The sequence below is a fragment of the Streptomyces sp. NBC_00080 genome, from assembly GCF_045041255.1.
GTDB classification, from domain to species: domain Bacteria; phylum Actinomycetota; class Actinomycetes; order Streptomycetales; family Streptomycetaceae; genus Streptomyces; species Streptomyces coriariae.
Map to the genome: position 1 here is coordinate 2,748,196 of NZ_CP108235.1, position 15,810 is coordinate 2,764,005.

The following is a 15,810-nucleotide window of genomic DNA, read 5'->3' on the forward strand; positions in this document are numbered from 1 at the left end:
CAGCGGGCTCAGAAGACGCTGGTGACGCCATGCCAGATGTCCTTCGCCATGCGTACGCCGTCGTCCTTGGTCTCCGTCAGGACGTGGCCCGTGCCGGTCAGTACTCCGCCGACCACCCCGTGGTCGTGGATGTCCTCGCTCCAGTGCTCGTGGAAGGAGTGGTCGAGGAGGCCGGTCGCGCCCACCGCGGCCACCACCCCCACGCCGGCCAGCGCGGCCGCGCCCTCCACGGGCAGGGCGGCCACCACCCCCGCGCCGACGGCCACGCCTCCGAGCGCGGCACCGCCGTCCACGACCACCGAGTGCTGCCAGGACCAGCCCTTGTCGTGGTCGTCCTTCGCCTCCACCAGCCCGCAGGCCGCGGCCGCCGCGACGTCCAGCACCGGGATCTCCCTGAGGAACTCCGGGAGCCTGCCCACGCCTTCGCCCAGGCGCAGTGCGTCCGCCGCGTCGGCCAGTTTGACGTTGAGGATCCGGTCGTAGGGCAGGGCGGTACTGCCGTGGTCGGCTCGGGCGATGGCGTCCTCGAGGGCGTCCACCTGTGTCGCCGCGTCGCGGTAGGCGCCCTTGGCGGGGAGATCGTCGGGCAGTGCGCGGCCCGCCTTCCGGAACTTCTTGCGCTCGGCGCGCAGTTCCTTCCTGGCCGCGCGCTCCTCGGCCTTCGCGCCGTCGATCAGCGTCCGGGCCTCCTTGCCGCCGGCCCGGGCGTCCTCGGCGTCGTAGGCGTACAGGCCCCGCAGGGCGTCGGCGAGGGTGATCTTGTCGCCGGTCGAGACCGGTGCCGTCACCTGCGCGTACAGGCCCCGCAGTCCGTCCGCGGCGACCAGCCGGGCGTGCTGGGCGGTGTGCAGGATCTCGTCGCGCGCCCTGCCGTACTCGCCGAGCGCGGCGATCGTCTTGCGGTCGTCGGCGGTGGGCGGGTCGGCGGTCAGGATCTCCAGCGGGACGCCCTTCTCCCCCGTCGGCACGCCCTTGCCCGCGGCGATGTGCTCGGCGTTCTGGAGCGCCGTCTCACAGGCGGAGAGCGCGCCGACGAGCGTGTCGAGGATGTCGCCCGCGCTGTGCACGAGGCTCGCGAAGGCGCCCGCGGCGAGCGCGTCCTCGCTCCAGGCGGCGCGGAAGGTCTCGGCCGCCTCGCCCTTCCAGCTCGTGTCGCCGACCAGCTGTTCGACGGCCTGGCCGAGCGGGTGGACGACCTCTTCCAGCTTCTGCCGGGCGTTCTTGTACGTGTCGGCCATCGTGCGCAGTCCGCCGATGTCTGCGCCGACCCAGCTGTCGGCCATCACCCGTCACCCGCCATCAGGTCCTCGAACAGTCCGTGTACGTCGATGTCGTGCCGTTGGAAGGAATCGCGGGCGTACGTCACCTTGTCGCCGTGGTCGTCGAGTCGGTCGGCGAAGCCGATGTGCAGGGCGACGATGAGGTCGGCGACCTCCTTGACGGCGTGGTCGAGCCCCGTGTCACCGCCGCCGGCGAGGGGCGGGGCCACGTCGGCGTACAGCTTGCGGTAGTTGACGGCCTCGTCGTGGAAGGTCCTGGACATGGAGGTGAGGTCGCTCAGCACCGCTTTGAAGTCCACCGTCATCAGCGCGCCTCCCGTGCGAAGGCGGCCAGGTCGGCCGGCTGCCAGTTGTGCCGCCCGGGCGCGATCCACGGGTCGACGTGGACCGTGACGCCCTGCTCCCCCACCCCCTCGGCCAGCGGCCCGAGCGAGGTCGCGACCCACGGCTGGGCCTCCCCCAGGGCGGCCACGAGCCCGTCCAGGGTGGTGAAGGCGAGGGCCACCATTCCGTGGTCGGGGTGCTCGAAGAGTTCGTAGGCGACGACGGCCGCGAGGACGGAGCCGGGTGCAGGTGGTGCGGGTGCCCCGGTCGGGTCCGTGGTCGGCGTGTGGCGGGGGTGGGCCGGGACGAACACCGCGGTGTGGTACGCGGGTACGCCGGGTCTGGGTCCGGACGGCTCGGACGGCTCCACCTCGGCGGCCGCGGCGGTTTCGACGTACTCCAGGAGGCGCGACCTGCGGGGCTCCTGCGCCGACGGAGGCACCGGAGCCGAGGCAGCGCCTACGGGCGGTTCCGTCTCGACACAGTCGACGCAATCGGCATGGTCGGCATAGTCGAGAAGGCGCGAACGGTTCGGTATGCCCACCGCCGTCTCCTGTTCCCCGTGGACCCGCGGATGATGTGGCGGCACCACCGTAGTCAGCGAACTTTCGGGCAAGTCCGGCTATTTCAGGTGGACGGGGCAGCGGTATGCGGAACCCATACGGGTGTTTGGCCGGGGTGCGGTCAGCGCTTGACCGGGGGATGACCAGGGGGTGGCGTTCCGGGCCCTGCTTCGCGGTGCGGGGAGGTGAGCCGCTCGGCGGCCAGCGCAAGCCAGCCGCTGGGTGAGTACGGCGCCGGCGGGTCGACCTCCATGCCCAACTCGGCGACGGCCACGGCGTAGTCGGACTCGTCCAGGGAGAGTGCGAGCAGCTCGCGCAGCTCGCCGACCAGGCGGGCCACGAGGTGCCGGTCGGTCGTGGTGCGGTAGTCGTCGACGGCCGCGTCGTGGTCGTCGAACTCGTCCGGCATGTCCTGGGAGAACCAGCCGCCGAGGAACTGACCCAGTTCAGGGAAGCGGGCGTGCCACTCCCAGTGAGTGGCCGGGACGGCCGGGGGCGGGACCTCGCCCTGCTCGATGCTGTGCCGGATGTGATCGGCCAGGCGGTACAGCCACTGCTGGATCTCACCCTCGGGAAGACCGACGTCCGGGATCGCGTAGAACTCGCCCAGGCGGAGCCGGAGTCGGCCGGGCGGGCTGTCGGCGTACTCCCGCAGCTGCCGCTCGGCGACGGCGAGCGCCCAGGGGCGGGTGTGCCAGGTCTGTCGCAGGTAGGCGGTCAGGGCTTGGCTCGGCTTGTCGGTGGTGTCATCCGCCGGTTGGCCTGCGTGGGCGCGGATCACCTGGTCCAGCTCGCCGTAGCGGCGGTCGTGTTCGAGGGGGCTCAAGGACACGGTGGGCAGCCTCTGGGTTCTCTACAGATAGACCGGGAAGGTGGCGTGCACGGCGAACCCGTGCGCGGCGGACGGCTCGCGACGCAGGACGACCCGAGCGGCCCGCACATCGACGGCGTCGCGCCCCGCCAGCATCATCGCCTGCAGCAGGACCCGCCCGACGGGCTCCTCACGGGACGGCCACGAGGCCTCGATCACCAGCCGCCGCCGGGTCGACTGTGCCAGCCAGCGGTGGACGACCTGTTCGTTGCGGGTGACCACGTGCTGGGTCGCCCACTGGGCGGTCGCACGGTCGGGGTAGGCGGCGGTACGCGTGCGCAACGGACTCCTTGTAGGGCGATGGGGCGGCGAGCTGCGGCCAAGTCGCTTCGAGTCGAAAGATTCGACCATACCGACCTCTGTTCTCGAGACGAGACACCTGCCCGGATACCAGTCGCGCGGGCTTGGACAGAGGACCAACGGCCGATCCGGGCTCCGTTCGCAGGCTCACCACGCGTGGAAGGACCAGACCATCCCGACCTCCGAGTCGGAGACGAGGAACAGTCCCAGGTCCCAGATGTGTTGGGAAATGGTGTTGCAGCCGGAAATGCGCTTGTAATAGTCCCGGTTTTCGTTGTCGCGGCCTGTGTTGGCAAAGAAGAGGGACCCTTTTGGGAAACGTGACAGGATGACGTCTGCCTTCGCCTCCAGTCCCACCCTGCGTTCCTCGAAGTCCTGCTCCTTCTCGACATCGAGCCAGGACGTGGAAAGAGCTACTAGGAACTTTTTGGCCGAGGCGCGCGGAATCTCGTGCAAACGGCCACTGAGAGCATCCGCTTTCACGGGCTCAGTCGGCAGTTCGATGAAGGGGTAGTACGGGTCATCGACCCTTTCGAGCTCGCCCGCGAGGGGATCGTTCACACGCCAACCGCGGGCGTCCGGGGTGTCACCGCGCATCAGGGCGCTCACGTCGAACACCCAGTCCTCGTGCTCCCTGCGCGTCACCTTGGCGATCGTGTACCGACGCGCGTACATATCGATCGCCTCGGCCCAGGCCCGCTCATCGGGTTCTACCATTCCCGTCACCTCAATCGTCATTATTCAGGCATCGACGTCAGGACGACGAACGGCGGGTCCAAGCTCGGGTCATATTTCAGAATCGTGAGAACGCCGTGTGCGTCTTTCGGCGGTGTCGGGTTGCCGCCCACCACTGGTGCCGTACGCCCCGTCACCACCGGAGTGACCATACCTCCCTCAGTGACCGAGGGAACTGTGAAGTCTTTCTTGAGAGGATCCGGCGGCGGATTCTCCAGCCACTTGTCGATGTTCGCCGAATTGCTCCGGATGTTGTACTGAGTGTATTCCTGAGCAGAGTCCAGGTCGGTGAAGGTCGACGCCGCCGGGAGCTGCTGCACTCCCCCTCCCGTCGCCTCGTCCCGCAACCGCTGCGTCAGCTGGGCGTCTGTCAGACCGACGTGCTTGTCGATGCTGTGCCCACCGCTCAGCTCCTCCTCCGTGGCCAGGTCGATGGAGTACTTGTAGGGAATCTGGCTCTCCGTGCGCTGCCAGCTGTGTTCCTTCTTGAAGTCGTTCAGGGTGCGCGCGCCGTACGCCTCGGCGCGCGCCACCTCCGCACGGAACGTCGGTACGCTGAGCAGCGCCTCGTTCAGTTCGGGTTCCAAGGCCTTCAGCTTGGTCGCGGCGTCACTGAAGGCCTGGTGATACTCCTCGACCGCCCTGTCGGCCGCCCCCTTGTCCATGTGCGAGCGGAACGTCAGCACGATCTCGCCGAACGCCATGGTCGCCGCGAGCCGGGTCAGCTCGAACAGGTCGAGGCCGGTGGTCAGGTCCTTGACCGTCGCCTTCGCGGCCTCCTTGCCGAGCCGGGTGGTCGTCTCCGCGGTCTTGAGACGCACGGCGGCCAGATGGTCGAGGGTCTCCTGCACGGTGGTCGCGGTCTGGCGGAGAATCTCGATGACGGGCCGCTGTTTCGCCGGCACCACGTTGCGATTGGTCTTCCAACTGCGACCCATGGAGACCCTGTTCATCTGGGCGTCGTAGGTCCTGCCCCACTCGGTGGTGCCCCAGATGGTCTGGCAGAACGCCTTCATCGCGCCCTGCCACTCGTCGTTGCCCTTGTTGTTGGTGATGAACTTGATGGCGCCGTTGAAATTGTCCGACGCCGCCTTCGCGTCCTTCTCGACCGCGCGCCAGGCCGTGGCCATGCCCTTGAGCTCCTCGTCCCTGGCTCCCGGGGTGATCTCGTGCATCTTGCCGAGGTTGAGGCCGTGCTCGATCGCGGGCCGGATGACGTCGGCGAGGAAGTCGGGGACCTCGCCGAGGATGCCGGAGATGTCCCAGGAGTCCGCGTCCTCACCGGTGCCGGACCATTTGATGTCGTTGACCGGGCCGTATCCCGGCTCCTTCTCGATGACGACGGGCGGCGGTTTCTCGACGGGCGGCGGACCGTACATCCTGCGGGCGTACCAGTCGGCCTGGGTGTACTTGTTGGCCGTGTCCGTCAGGCCGACGGCCACGCCGCCCACGCCGACCACGCTCTTCGCCCAGAGCTCCAGGAACTTCTCGTTCACCGACCTGTACGCCGCCGCGAAGGAGTCCGCGCCCCAGCCGGTTCCGGCCGACTGGCTGTACTGGTTCAGCACATCGACGAGGGCCCTGGCGCCCTTGTCGTAGTCGAACTGCCCGTCGCGCACCACCAGCGCGGTGTAGTGCAGGTGCTGCGGTTGTACGTCGAATCCGCCGCCGCTCGTCTTGGGCGAACGGGTACGGGCGTCCGACCGCTCCTGTGCACGCTCCTCGTCCGTGGGCCGCCCTTCGGCCATCAGGCACCGCCCCAGCCTCGCAGCACCGCGAGGTGCGCGGCCGCATAGTTGGTGTGGCCGGTGGTCACGTACTCGTGCAGCCACTTCTGGGCCGCTTGCAGGTCCTGGGCGGAGCGGTCCCACTCGTCGAGTTTGTCGACGAAGACCTCACGGGTCTCGCCTCGCCAGGACAGCACGACGGGCACGACCCGGTCATAGAGGTCGTCCAGTTTGCCGTTGAGCTTCTTGAGGATGTCCTCCAGGTCGGCGGCCAACTCCTCGAGCGTGGCGAAGGAAACGGATATGGGCTCGTCGTCAGGTGCGGTGCCGGTCGACATGATTCCCCCGTGTTCGTCTCGGCGACTGCGGTTCCAAAAAGGGCTATAGGTCGTCGAGGCTGCTGCGCGGCGCCGGCGGGGTCACGTCGGTGCTCGGCGTCGACAGTCTCGCCACCTCGCTCCCGACGTCGACCTGGATCCGCCGCATCCGGGCGAGTACCTCGAGGTCGTCCTGGGAGAAGCCGTCGCGGCTCAGCCTCACCGCCTCCTCCAGCAGCTTCATCACTTCACGGATGCGTACGGCGTCCTCGGCCGCAGCCCGGTGGAAGTCGCGGTACGCCGACGCCGCCGGGCCACGCCAGCCCGCCTCGATGCTGTCGACGACCGAGTCCATGCGCTGTACCTGCTTGTCCAGGTGGTCCTGCATGTCATCGAGGTCGTCGGCGAGTTTGGTGAGGTCCTGCGCGGACACCCTCAGCTCAGGGCCGCTTCCCTGCCCCGAGCCCGCTCCGGGCACGCCCATGCCGCATCCCTCCCCCGTCGCGTCGGCATCACAAGTCCCTTGCGATTGCGATGATCCTACAAATCGTTGGCCACTGCACGCCTCAACTCGCCGCGAGGCACCGCGAGATGGCCACTGCCCTCTACCGCGCTCCCGCGCCCCCCGCGATCCTCCGCGCCCGTCTCCGTGCGTCGCGGATCGCCACCGCTGTGCCGCCGAGGCCCGCCGCCAGGACCGCCGCCGCGACGACGACATAGGTGGCGAGGCGGGTGTTGCGTTCGTCGGGGGTCTCGCCCGTGTGGAACTTCGCGGGGCTCGGGGCCTCGGCGGTGCCCAGGCCGTTCCGGGGGGTCGGGGACTCGATGGGGCGGTCGTCCTCCGTCAGGGCGCGGACCGGGTCGACGACACCCCAGCCGACGAGTCGGTCGTGGCCCGCGATGGTGCGTTCCGCGGTCTGCTCGATCTGGGCGACGATCTCGCGTGCGGTCCAGTCCGGGTGCCTCGCCTTGAGCAGCGCCGCCACGCCCGCCACGTACGGCGCCGAGAAGCTCGTACCGTTGTCGGAGCAGTGGCCGCCCTGGGGGACCGTGGAGACGATGTCGACGCCGGGGGCGGCCACGCCCACGAAGTCGCCGGACTGGGAGAAGGACGCGCGTTCGTTGTTGCGGTCCGAGGCGGCGACCGCGAGGACGCCCTCGTAGGACGCCGGGTAGGTCTCCTTGACGTTGCCGCCCAGGCCGTCGTTGCCCGCCGACGCCACGACCACGACGTTCCGGTCCAGGGCCTCGTCGACGGCCAGCTCCAGGTCGGAGGTCGGCCGGACCGCGTTGGACGTGTCCTGGGAGATGTTGATGACCCCGGCCCCCGCCTGCACGGCGTAGCGGATCGCCGCTGCCAGGGACTCGGTGTCGCCGTGGCCCTCGGCGTCGTTCTGCTGGATCGGGATGACGGTCGCCTCGGGGGCCAGTCCCACGAAGCCGGTGCCGTCGAGGGGGCGGGCCGCGATGATGCCGGCGATCTTGGTGCCGTGGCCGACGGTGTCCGTGGTGCCGTTCTCGGCGCCCCGCTCGATCGGGTCGCCGTCGTCGTCCTTGAGGTTCTTCGGGAGGAGGTTGCGGCCGGCCTTCGTGTCCACCGCCTCGGTGAGCTGCGGGTTCTTCACGTCCACGCCCGTGTCGATGACGGCGACGCGGACGCCCTTGCCCTTGGAGCGGCTCCACAGTTCGTCCAGGAGGACCCGCTGGAGGGCCCAGGGGCGGCCCGGGTACTCGCCGTTGGGGAACGTGCACTGGTCCGAGTAGGGCAGCTTGTCCGCCGCCGACGCGGGGGGCGCGAGGACCGTGGCCGTGGCCGCGGTGAGGAGGGTCGCGGTCAGCACCAGAGCGGTACGCAGGAACGGAGCCGTACGCGGCACCGAGGCCGTCCGCCGTAGCAGGGCCGGCCGCCGCGCTGTCGCCGTCCGGGGTGTCGTCACCGCCCGAGGTGTCGTCGCCGTCCGCCGCACCGTCGTCCTCCTCCTCACGAGCCCTGCGGCTGGCGGGCCGCCGCCGTCGACAGGCGGGGGCCGGTGGGCAGGAACTCCGACCAGGCGGCCGGGATCGGTGCCGGCTCGACGTCCTTGTAGCCCAGCAGGGTCTGGGCCTGCTGCGCCTCCTGTTGCTGCTGTGCGCGCTGTTCGGCGGTGGTGCCGATGCCCGCGTCGTCCGTCGCGCTGTCGCCGTTGGACTGCAGGACGTAGCGCAGGCCCGTGTCGGTGACGAGGAAGACCGGGCCGTCCTTGGTCGCCTCACCCTGGAACTGGCGGTAGAGCTGGCCGGAGCCCGGCGTCACATAGGCGCTGGAGGAGCCGGTGGGCAGCTTGGCCGGGAAGTCCGTGCCGGCCCAGGTGCTGAGGGTCGTGGCGCCCGAGCCGGAGTCGACGCCACGCAGGACGTTGCAGATCGTGCTGCGGCTCCCGGCGGCCCCCGACGCCTCGTTGACCGGCTCCGGGTCGCCGCTGGGCCAGCGGTGCTCGGTGCCGAACGCCTCGCCCGGCACGATCGCGCCGGGGCTCAGCTCGCGGGCGTGCCCGGCCTGGCCGAGGGGCGCCAGCTCCTTGCTGAACAGCAGCAGCTGGGCGACGAAGGCGGACACGGGAGCGACGCGGCCGCTCAACACCACGTAGTACTGCTCGGTGTTGTTGTCGAACGCCTTGAGCACCATGCCGACCCGGTCCGCCGACGTGTCGAGCTGGCCCGGTGCGCCGGCCGCGTCGCCCGGCTGTCCGGGGACGTCCGGGAAGGTGATCGGATCGCCCTGGTGCAGGGTCGCCAGCCACTCCGCCGACACCCGCTGGGGCTCCCGGCCGGAACCGACCACCGCCCGCAGCAGCAACTCGTCGCCCTTGCCCACCGGGTACGCCGTGCCGCCCCCGTCCACGACGTAGCGTCTGCCGTCCGGGTCCGCCACATAGAGCAGTTGGCCGTCGTGCAGACGCCCCGCGCCCTCGGTCGCGTCCTTCTCTCGGGCGGCGAGGACCAGCGCCGCCTTCTGGACGGAGTCCCCGCCCCCCGCGCTCGGCCGCTCGCAGACCACCCACCGCTTCGCCTTGCCCGCCTCGGACGCCGAGGGCAGCCGGTCGGGGGCGTACGGGATGCCGACGGTGACGCCGTGCGGGATCTTGCCGCTGTCGAGGACGGACTCCGAGACGGTCACCACCTGGCCCTGCCCCTCGTCGAGGAGCAGTTTCGCGGAGGCCATGTTGAGGACCGGGTGCAGCTGGACCTCGTCGCCGGTCCGCAGCACCACATAGCGGGTGGTCGACTTGCTCGCGACGATCACCTTGGCGTTGGGCGTGTCCCAGCCCTTCGGCGCGGTCGGTCTGAACATGCCCCACGCCCCGAAGACGGCCATGACGAGCACCCCGACGACGATTCCGGGCAGGATCGAGCGCAACGGCCGCGGTGCCCCCTCCTCCGAGCCGTCGGGCGACGACTGGAGAAAGGCCGCGAGCATGCGGCGCTTCGCGAAGGTGTAGGCGTTGAGCTGGTCCCGCCGAGATGCCATCTGTGCCCGTCTCTCCCCGATTTCCGGCCGATCCGCGTGGTCCGCAGCGCGGTTGACCGGCTCCCCGTCTCCGATGTCAGAGCGGCCACCTACTATGCCCGGTAGCCATGGGGACTTGAGGAGCGGGTAGGGTTCCCGGGCCGTCGAGTGCCCCGTGCGGTGCTGGAGCACGGGCGGTTCGTGAGCGGAACGGGGGGACGGAGTGAGGGTTTCGGGAACGGGCGTGCGCTCCGTCGGCCGGTCGCGGACGCGGGGTTCCGCGCCGACCGGTCCGCGCCCGCCCGAGCGGCCCGACGGGTCGCCGGCACCGGGCACACCGCACCTCAGGACGCGCGCGGGGCAGGGCGGGGCATTCCGCCTGCAACGCCTCGTCCTGCTGGAGATCGCGGCCGCCGTGCTGCTCATCGGCTGGGTGAGCGGTCCCGTGGCGCTGGTGGCCGCGGTGGTCGTCGCCGCCCTGCTGGTGACCCTCGCCTTCGTTCGCCGCCGCGGCCGCTCGCTTCCGCAGTGGCTGGCCACGGCACGGGAGCTGAAGTCCCGTCGCCGACTGGCGGCGAGGCTGGAGATACCGCCCGGGACGGAACCGGGGTTCGGGCCCGCCGTGGAATGCGATCCCGGGCTGCGGACGTACGCGTACGGCGGCCGTGACCGGCGGCCCGTGGGGATCGTCGGGGACGGCACGTTCGTCACCGCCGTTCTTCAGGTGGAGGCGGACACGACCGCGATGCGGGCCGAGCGCGGCCGGCAGCCGCTGCCGCTCGCCCTGGTACGGGACGCCCTCGAAGTGGACGGGATCCGGCTGGAGTCCGCGCAGATCGTGCTGCACACCCAGCCCGCGCCCGCTCTGCACCTGCCCCCGCAGTCCGTGGCCGTGGCCAACTACGCGCCCTTGCAGGAGCAGACCGGGGCACCGGCGGTACGCATCACGTGGATCGCCCTGAAGCTGGATCCGGAGCTGTGTCCGGAGGCCGTGGCCGTCCGCGGCGGCGGTGCGCTCGGGGCGCAGAAATGCGTCGTACGGGCGGTGGACCACCTCGCGAGCCGGCTGACCGGCGCCGGATTCCGGGCGACCGTCCTCGACGAGGAGGAGCTGACGTCCGCCTTCGCCACGTCCGCCTGTGCCAACCCGCTGGTGACGGCGGAGGCCGGGCGGACCGGGACGCTGGAGCGGCGGACGGAGGAGACCAGCCGGAGCTGGCGCTGCGACAACCGCCGCCACACCACGTACTGGTTGCGCCGGTGGCCCGCCCTGGGCGGCGACGGCCCGTCGCTCCCGCAGTTCGTCGCCCTGGTCACGGCCGTTCCCGCGCTCGCCACCACGTTCAGCGTCACCCTCGCGCGCGGTGACCGGCAGGAGGTGTCCCTGTCCGGGCACATCCGGGTGACGGGGCGCAGCGACGACGAACTCGTGGCGGCCCGGCGGGCGGTGCAGGGCGCGGCCCGGCACACCGGCGCGGGACTCGCCCGTCTCGACCGGGAGCAGGTGCCCGGCATGCTCGCGACGCTGCCGCTCGGAGGTGCTCGATGACGGCGACGACGACACGCGGAGCCTCCGCTTCCGGCGAACCGGAGCCGTCCGCCGGCCGGCCCGGACGCCGCTCGCCGCGCAGCGGCTTCGGCCTGAGAGGGCCGCGGCACGGACGGCACTCGGTGTCCGCGGACCAACTGGCCGCGCTCGCGCTGCCCATCGGGGACGACGGTGTCGTCATCGGCGTCGGCACCGAGGGACGGCCGGCCGTGCTGGGGATCAACCGGCCCACGCCGTACGACGTCGTCCTGATCGGCGGGCTGTGGACCGCGCAGGTCCTCGCCCTGAGGACGGCCGCCACCGGGGCCCGGGTGGCCGTGGAGACCGGGCGGCCGCAGGCCTGGGTGCAGATGGTGCACGCGATGGGCGGCGGGCAGAACGGACTTGCCGTGTACGAGGTCGGCCGGGTGCCTCCGCAGGGCGCTTCGGCGGGCACGCCGGTGCTGGTGGTGCGGGACTGCGGGATGCGTCCGCCGCGCGGCCGGGTCACCTCCGGGCCCTGGCAGTCCGTGCTGACGCTGCTGCCGTATCTCAGTCCGGTCGCCCCGCGGCTGGTCCGGCAGGCGCGGCTGGTCGGCGTACAGCGGATCTCGCCGGACGAGGCCGCGGAACTGGGCCGCGCGTTGTCGCTGCCCCGCGGGGACGTGGAGGCACTGCCCACGCTCGCCGACGGGTTCACCCTGTGGTGCGCCGACCGCGACCGGCAGTACGTGATGACGCAACCCACGGATGCGGAGATCGGGCTGCTGGGCACACCGAGACGGATGGACTGACGCGGCGGCTTCTCCCCTCATCTCCTTTCACCTCACCTCATCTCCTTTCACCTCCCTTCACCCGTAGGGCACTTCAGCCGTTATGGGCGTTTTTCCGAGTGGCCTTAAGTGCGTTTGCGGCCTCTTCGGGGGGTGCGTGACGTGGTGGACTGGTGCTGAGGAGTGGGCGGGCCTGCCGAGGTGGGCCGTCTGATGATTAGGCTGGTACGGGGCGCGATGCCGGAAACCATGGGGTGGACGTCGGCGTCTCCCGGGGGAAAGCCGCATCGGACGACGTCAGACGGCCTCGAACCACTCAAGGACGACAGAAGCGAACGGTCGCCCCGGCACGGCATGAGGGTGCTCGACCAACCAGGAGGAATTGTGAGCAGCGATCGGGACGGGATCCGCGGGGGCTGGGCCACACCCGGCGATGACCAGCCCGACGCGGAGTCCGCCGTCGAGGCGACGGGCGAGTTCACCATCGACTACGCGCCGCCGGCTTGGTACACGCAGAACACGGGCGCCGGTCCGGCTCCGGCACCCGGCGCGGGACCCGGGGGGGCACCCGGCGCGCCCCCCGGGCCGGCAGCAGGCGCGCAAGCCGGCGCGGGGGCGCCGGGTACGCCCGCAGCACCGGTCGCTCCGCCTGCGCCGGACGCTCCGTTCACGCCACCTTCGCACCTGGCAGCGCCCACGCCGCAGGCCCCGTTCACCCCGGCTGCACCCGCACCGGAGGCCCCGTTCACCCCGGCTGCGCCGCCGGCGGCGCCCACGCCTGAAGCTCCGTCCGCTCCGGCTGCACCGCCCGTGCCGGACGGGGGCTTCCCCCTGGCCGCACCGGGAGCACCGGTCACTCCGGTGGCTCCTCCGGCGCCACCCGCTCCGCCTGTCCCGCCCGTCCCGCCCGTTCCGGCGGCTCCCGCCGTGCCTCACGGCGCGGGGTCGGTCGCCGTGCCGGGCCTTCCGGCGGGCAGCGGATTCGAGCCACAACCGCAGCCTCACCAGCAGCAGGCCGAAGCCCAGTGGGGAGCCCCGGGGGCTTCGGCGGGTGACGAGGAGCGCGGTTCCGGAAACGGGGACCTGGAGAGCGGTGCGACCATGCGCTTCTCCGCGGCCGCCCTCAAGCGGGAGATCGCTGAGCACGCCGCCGCCGTACAGCCCGAGCCCGGGACACCCGCGGAGCCGGAGGCCGAGGCCGCCGAATCCCCCTCGCCCGGCTCTGTGCCGTCCGAGGCCGCGGATCCGGCGGACGCATCCGCCGACGCGGGCGTATCGGACGGCAACGAGGCTACGGCCGCTGCCGCCGAGGCCGGCGCCGACGCGGGTGCCGAAGCCGAGGCAGAGGTCCCGACCGACCGGACGGCCGACGAAAACGGCACCGCGCCGGAGGGTGAAGGCGCCCCCGAGGCTCCCGCGAGCGACGATGCGGCGCTCCAGGACGCCGAGGAGGTGACGGGACCCGCGCCCGAGGGCGCCGTCGTCACCGAGGACGCGGCCCCGCAGAACGACTCCGTCGGCGAGGAGCCCTCGGACTCCGTCCCCGCCGAGCCCGCCGAGCCCGCCGAGCCGCAGGGCGGCGTGCCCCAGGACGCCGTTCCCCCGGCTCCCCCGGCGCAGCCCGCCTGGACTCCTCCGCCGGCCCCGCAGGGCGAGCTGCCCCCGCTGCCGCCGTCGTACCAGCCCGCGGCACCCGCACCGGCGGCCCAGTGGCCGGTCCAGCCGCAGCACGCCGATGCCGCGGCGCAGGCTCCCGCGGCGCCCGTCCAACAGCCGCCCGTTCACCCGCCCGTCCAGCCGCAGGCAGCTCCGCCCGCGCCGGTCGGCTGGAACCCGCCGGCCCCGGAGCCGACCCCGGCCGCACCCCGGCCGGGCTACGGCTTCCCGCAGCCCCCCGCTCCCGCTGCGGCGGCCCAGCAGCCTCCCGCCCCACAGCCGGGCTACGGCTTCCCGCACCCCGGTGGCGCTCCGGCCTCCGCCCCCGCACCGGAACCGGCCCCTGCGGCACCCCAGCCGCCCGCCGACGCACACGCACCCGCCGGCTACGGCTTCCCCCACCCCACCGACGCACCTCCCGCCCCCGGCGCCTACGGCTTCCCCCACCAGAACACCGGACCCGCAGCACCCGCCCCCGCACCGCAACCCGCCCCTGCGGCACCCCAGCCGCCCGCCGGCTACGGCTTCCCTCAGCCCGCCGACGCATCAGCCGCCCCCGGTGGCTACGGCTTCCCCCAGCCCCCGGCACCGCAGGCGCCGCAGCCGCAGCCGCAGGCACACCCCGGTTTCCCGCAGCCCGGCATCCCGCAACAGGCGGACGGGCAGCCCCCGGCGGCCGCCTCCCAGGGATTCCCGCAGGGAGCCCCCCAAGGCGCACCTCAGGGCTTCCCCGGGCAGCCTCCCCAGCCCCAGCCCCAGGCACCGCATGCCGCGCAGGCACCGCATGCCCCGTACGCGCCCGGTCCCGACGCCTCACACGGTCCGCAGCCGCCCCAGCAGCACCAGCAGCCCGTCGACCCCCGGGCCGGGGCCGCCTGGCCGCAGCCGATCCAGCACGACCAGCGGCAGCCGGTCAACCCCGGTGCGGCGCCGCTGGGTTACACGGCCGCCGTGGAGCTGTCCTCCGACCGGCTGCTCAACAACAAGAGGCAGAAGGCGAAGAGCGGGCGACCCGCCGCCGCTCCCTCCCGCTTCAAGCTCGGCGGCAAGAAGGAGGAGGCCGAGCGGCAGCGCAAGCTGGAGCTGATCCGCACGCCGGTGCTGTCCTGCTACCGGATCGCCGTCATCAGCCTCAAGGGTGGCGTGGGCAAGACCACGACCACCACCGCGCTCGGCTCCACCCTCGCCACCGAACGCCAGGACAAGATCCTCGCGATCGACGCCAACCCGGACGCCGGCACGCTCGGCCGCCGGGTGCGGCGCGAGACCGGGGCGACGATCCGTGACCTCGTCCAGGCGATCCCGTACCTCAACTCGTACATGGACATCCGGCGGTTCACCTCCCAGGCGCCGTCCGGCCTGGAGATCATCGCCAACGACGTCGACCCGGCCGTGTCCACGACCTTCAACGACGAGGACTACCGGCGCGCGATCGACGTGCTCGGCAACCAGTACCCGATCATCCTCACCGACTCCGGTACCGGTCTGCTCTACAGCGCCATGCGCGGGGTGCTCGACCTCGCCGACCAGCTCATCATCATCTCCACGCCGTCCGTGGACGGCGCGAGCAGCGCCAGCACGACGCTGGACTGGCTGTCCGCGCACGGATACGCCGAGCTCGTCTCGCGTTCCATCACCGTCATCTCCGGGGTGCGCGAGACCGGCAAGATGATCAAGGTCGACGACATCGTGTCGCACTTCGAGACCCGCTGCCGCGGTGTCGTCGTCGTGCCGTTCGACGAGCACCTGGCCGCGGGCGCCGAGGTCGACCTCGACATGATGCGGCCGAAGGTCCGGGAGGCGTACTTCAACCTCACGGCGATGGTGGCGGAGGACTTCATCCGCCACCAGCAGCGCCAGGGCCTGTGGACCAGCGACGGCAACCCGCCGCCGGTGGCCGCCCCGCCGATGCCCGGCCAGCAGACGCCGGGCCAGCCGGTGCCCGGACAGCCGTACCCGCAGCAGCAGCCGGGACAGCCGTACCCGCAGGCGCCCCAGCCCGGCCCCGGGCAGCCGTACCCCCCGCAGCAGGGGCAGCCCCAGGGCCAGCCGTATCCGCAGCCGCAACCCCAGCCGGGGCAGGATCCGTACGCCCAGCCGCAGCCGCCGCAGCAGAACCCGGGGTATCCCCCGGCCGGCTACGGCTACCCGCAGGCCCCTCAGCCCGGGCAGCCTCCGCAGCAGTGACACAGTGAGAACGCCGAAGGGCGGCCGGTGTCCTGGGACACCGGCCGCCCTTCGGCGTTCGT

At 72.0% G+C, this 15,810-nt stretch carries 14 protein-coding genes and 1 pseudogene; 4 read left to right on the plus strand and 11 right to left on the minus strand.

The window, feature by feature from the left end; genetic code table 11:
• Window positions 1-8: 8 nt before the first annotated feature.
• From OHU34_RS11945 to eccB, 11 genes are all read right to left on the minus strand, one after another.
• Window positions 9-1,283, minus strand: a complete 1,275-nt coding sequence (locus tag OHU34_RS11945; RefSeq protein ID WP_230194507.1) for a WXG100 family type VII secretion target — start codon at window positions 1,281-1,283, stop codon at window positions 9-11.
• Window positions 1,283-1,585: a DUF6317 family protein gene (locus OHU34_RS11950; protein ID WP_142266452.1), complete on the minus strand. Its 303-nt coding sequence runs from the start codon at window positions 1,583-1,585 to the stop codon at window positions 1,283-1,285. Before OHU34_RS11950 ends, OHU34_RS11945 begins: the two co-directional genes overlap by 1 nt.
• A complete protein-coding gene (locus OHU34_RS11955; protein WP_230194509.1) occupies window positions 1,585-2,148 on the minus strand; it encodes an SAV_915 family protein in 564 nt (187 codons plus the stop codon). Before OHU34_RS11955 ends, OHU34_RS11950 begins: the two co-directional genes overlap by 1 nt.
• Window positions 2,149-2,288: 140 nt before the next feature.
• The gene (locus tag OHU34_RS11960) at window positions 2,289-2,999 is read right to left on the minus strand and encodes a contact-dependent growth inhibition system immunity protein (protein WP_405766235.1); all 711 of its coding nucleotides are present in this window, start codon (window positions 2,997-2,999) and stop codon (window positions 2,289-2,291) included.
• 21 nt (window positions 3,000-3,020) lie between these two features.
• Entirely contained in the window at window positions 3,021-3,320 is a 300-nt protein-coding gene (locus OHU34_RS11965; protein WP_405766238.1) for an RNase A-like domain-containing protein, read from the minus strand.
• Between the two features lie 165 nt (window positions 3,321-3,485).
• Window positions 3,486-4,076, minus strand: a complete 591-nt coding sequence (locus OHU34_RS11970; RefSeq protein ID WP_405766240.1) for a hypothetical protein — start codon at window positions 4,074-4,076, stop codon at window positions 3,486-3,488.
• Window positions 4,076-5,821: an RNase A-like domain-containing protein gene (locus OHU34_RS11975; protein ID WP_405766241.1), complete on the minus strand. Its 1,746-nt coding sequence runs from the start codon at window positions 5,819-5,821 to the stop codon at window positions 4,076-4,078. Before OHU34_RS11975 ends, OHU34_RS11970 begins: the two co-directional genes overlap by 1 nt.
• The gene (locus tag OHU34_RS11980) at window positions 5,821-6,138 is read right to left on the minus strand and encodes a WXG100 family type VII secretion target (protein ID WP_054239645.1); all 318 of its coding nucleotides are present in this window, start codon (window positions 6,136-6,138) and stop codon (window positions 5,821-5,823) included. The genes OHU34_RS11975 and OHU34_RS11980 overlap by 1 nt, the downstream gene beginning before the upstream one ends.
• Before the next feature lie 43 nt (window positions 6,139-6,181).
• Window positions 6,182-6,601 carry a WXG100 family type VII secretion target gene (locus OHU34_RS11985; RefSeq protein WP_200839825.1) on the minus strand — a complete coding sequence of 140 codons (420 nt, stop codon included), beginning with the start codon at window positions 6,599-6,601 and terminating at the stop codon, window positions 6,182-6,184.
• Between the two features lie 121 nt (window positions 6,602-6,722).
• The gene (gene mycP, locus OHU34_RS11990) at window positions 6,723-7,958 is read right to left on the minus strand and encodes a type VII secretion-associated serine protease mycosin (RefSeq protein ID WP_142268088.1); all 1,236 of its coding nucleotides are present in this window, start codon (window positions 7,956-7,958) and stop codon (window positions 6,723-6,725) included.
• A gap of 140 nt (window positions 7,959-8,098) precedes the next feature.
• Window positions 8,099-9,625 carry a type VII secretion protein EccB gene (eccB, locus tag OHU34_RS11995; protein WP_142266447.1) on the minus strand — a complete coding sequence of 509 codons (1,527 nt, stop codon included), beginning with the start codon at window positions 9,623-9,625 and terminating at the stop codon, window positions 8,099-8,101.
• Window positions 9,626-9,848: 223 nt separating this feature from the next.
• On the opposite strand from eccB, the gene eccE reads away from it, so the two are divergent.
• From eccE to OHU34_RS12015, 4 genes and pseudogenes are all read left to right on the plus strand, one after another.
• Window positions 9,849-11,153, plus strand: coding sequence for a type VII secretion protein EccE (eccE, locus tag OHU34_RS12000; RefSeq protein WP_230194513.1), 1,305 nt, complete (start codon window positions 9,849-9,851; stop codon window positions 11,151-11,153).
• Window positions 11,150-11,926 carry a hypothetical protein gene (locus OHU34_RS12005; protein ID WP_142266446.1) on the plus strand — a complete coding sequence of 259 codons (777 nt, stop codon included), beginning with the start codon at window positions 11,150-11,152 and terminating at the stop codon, window positions 11,924-11,926. The genes eccE and OHU34_RS12005 overlap by 4 nt, the downstream gene beginning before the upstream one ends.
• Before the next feature lie 333 nt (window positions 11,927-12,259).
• Window positions 12,260-12,415, plus strand: a pseudogene (locus OHU34_RS12010) (SCO5717 family growth-regulating ATPase); the annotation flags it as partial.
• A gap of 591 nt (window positions 12,416-13,006) precedes the next feature.
• Entirely contained in the window at window positions 13,007-15,748 is a 2,742-nt protein-coding gene (locus OHU34_RS12015) for a MinD/ParA family protein (protein ID WP_405772238.1), read from the plus strand.
• Window positions 15,749-15,810: the final 62 nt, after the last annotated feature.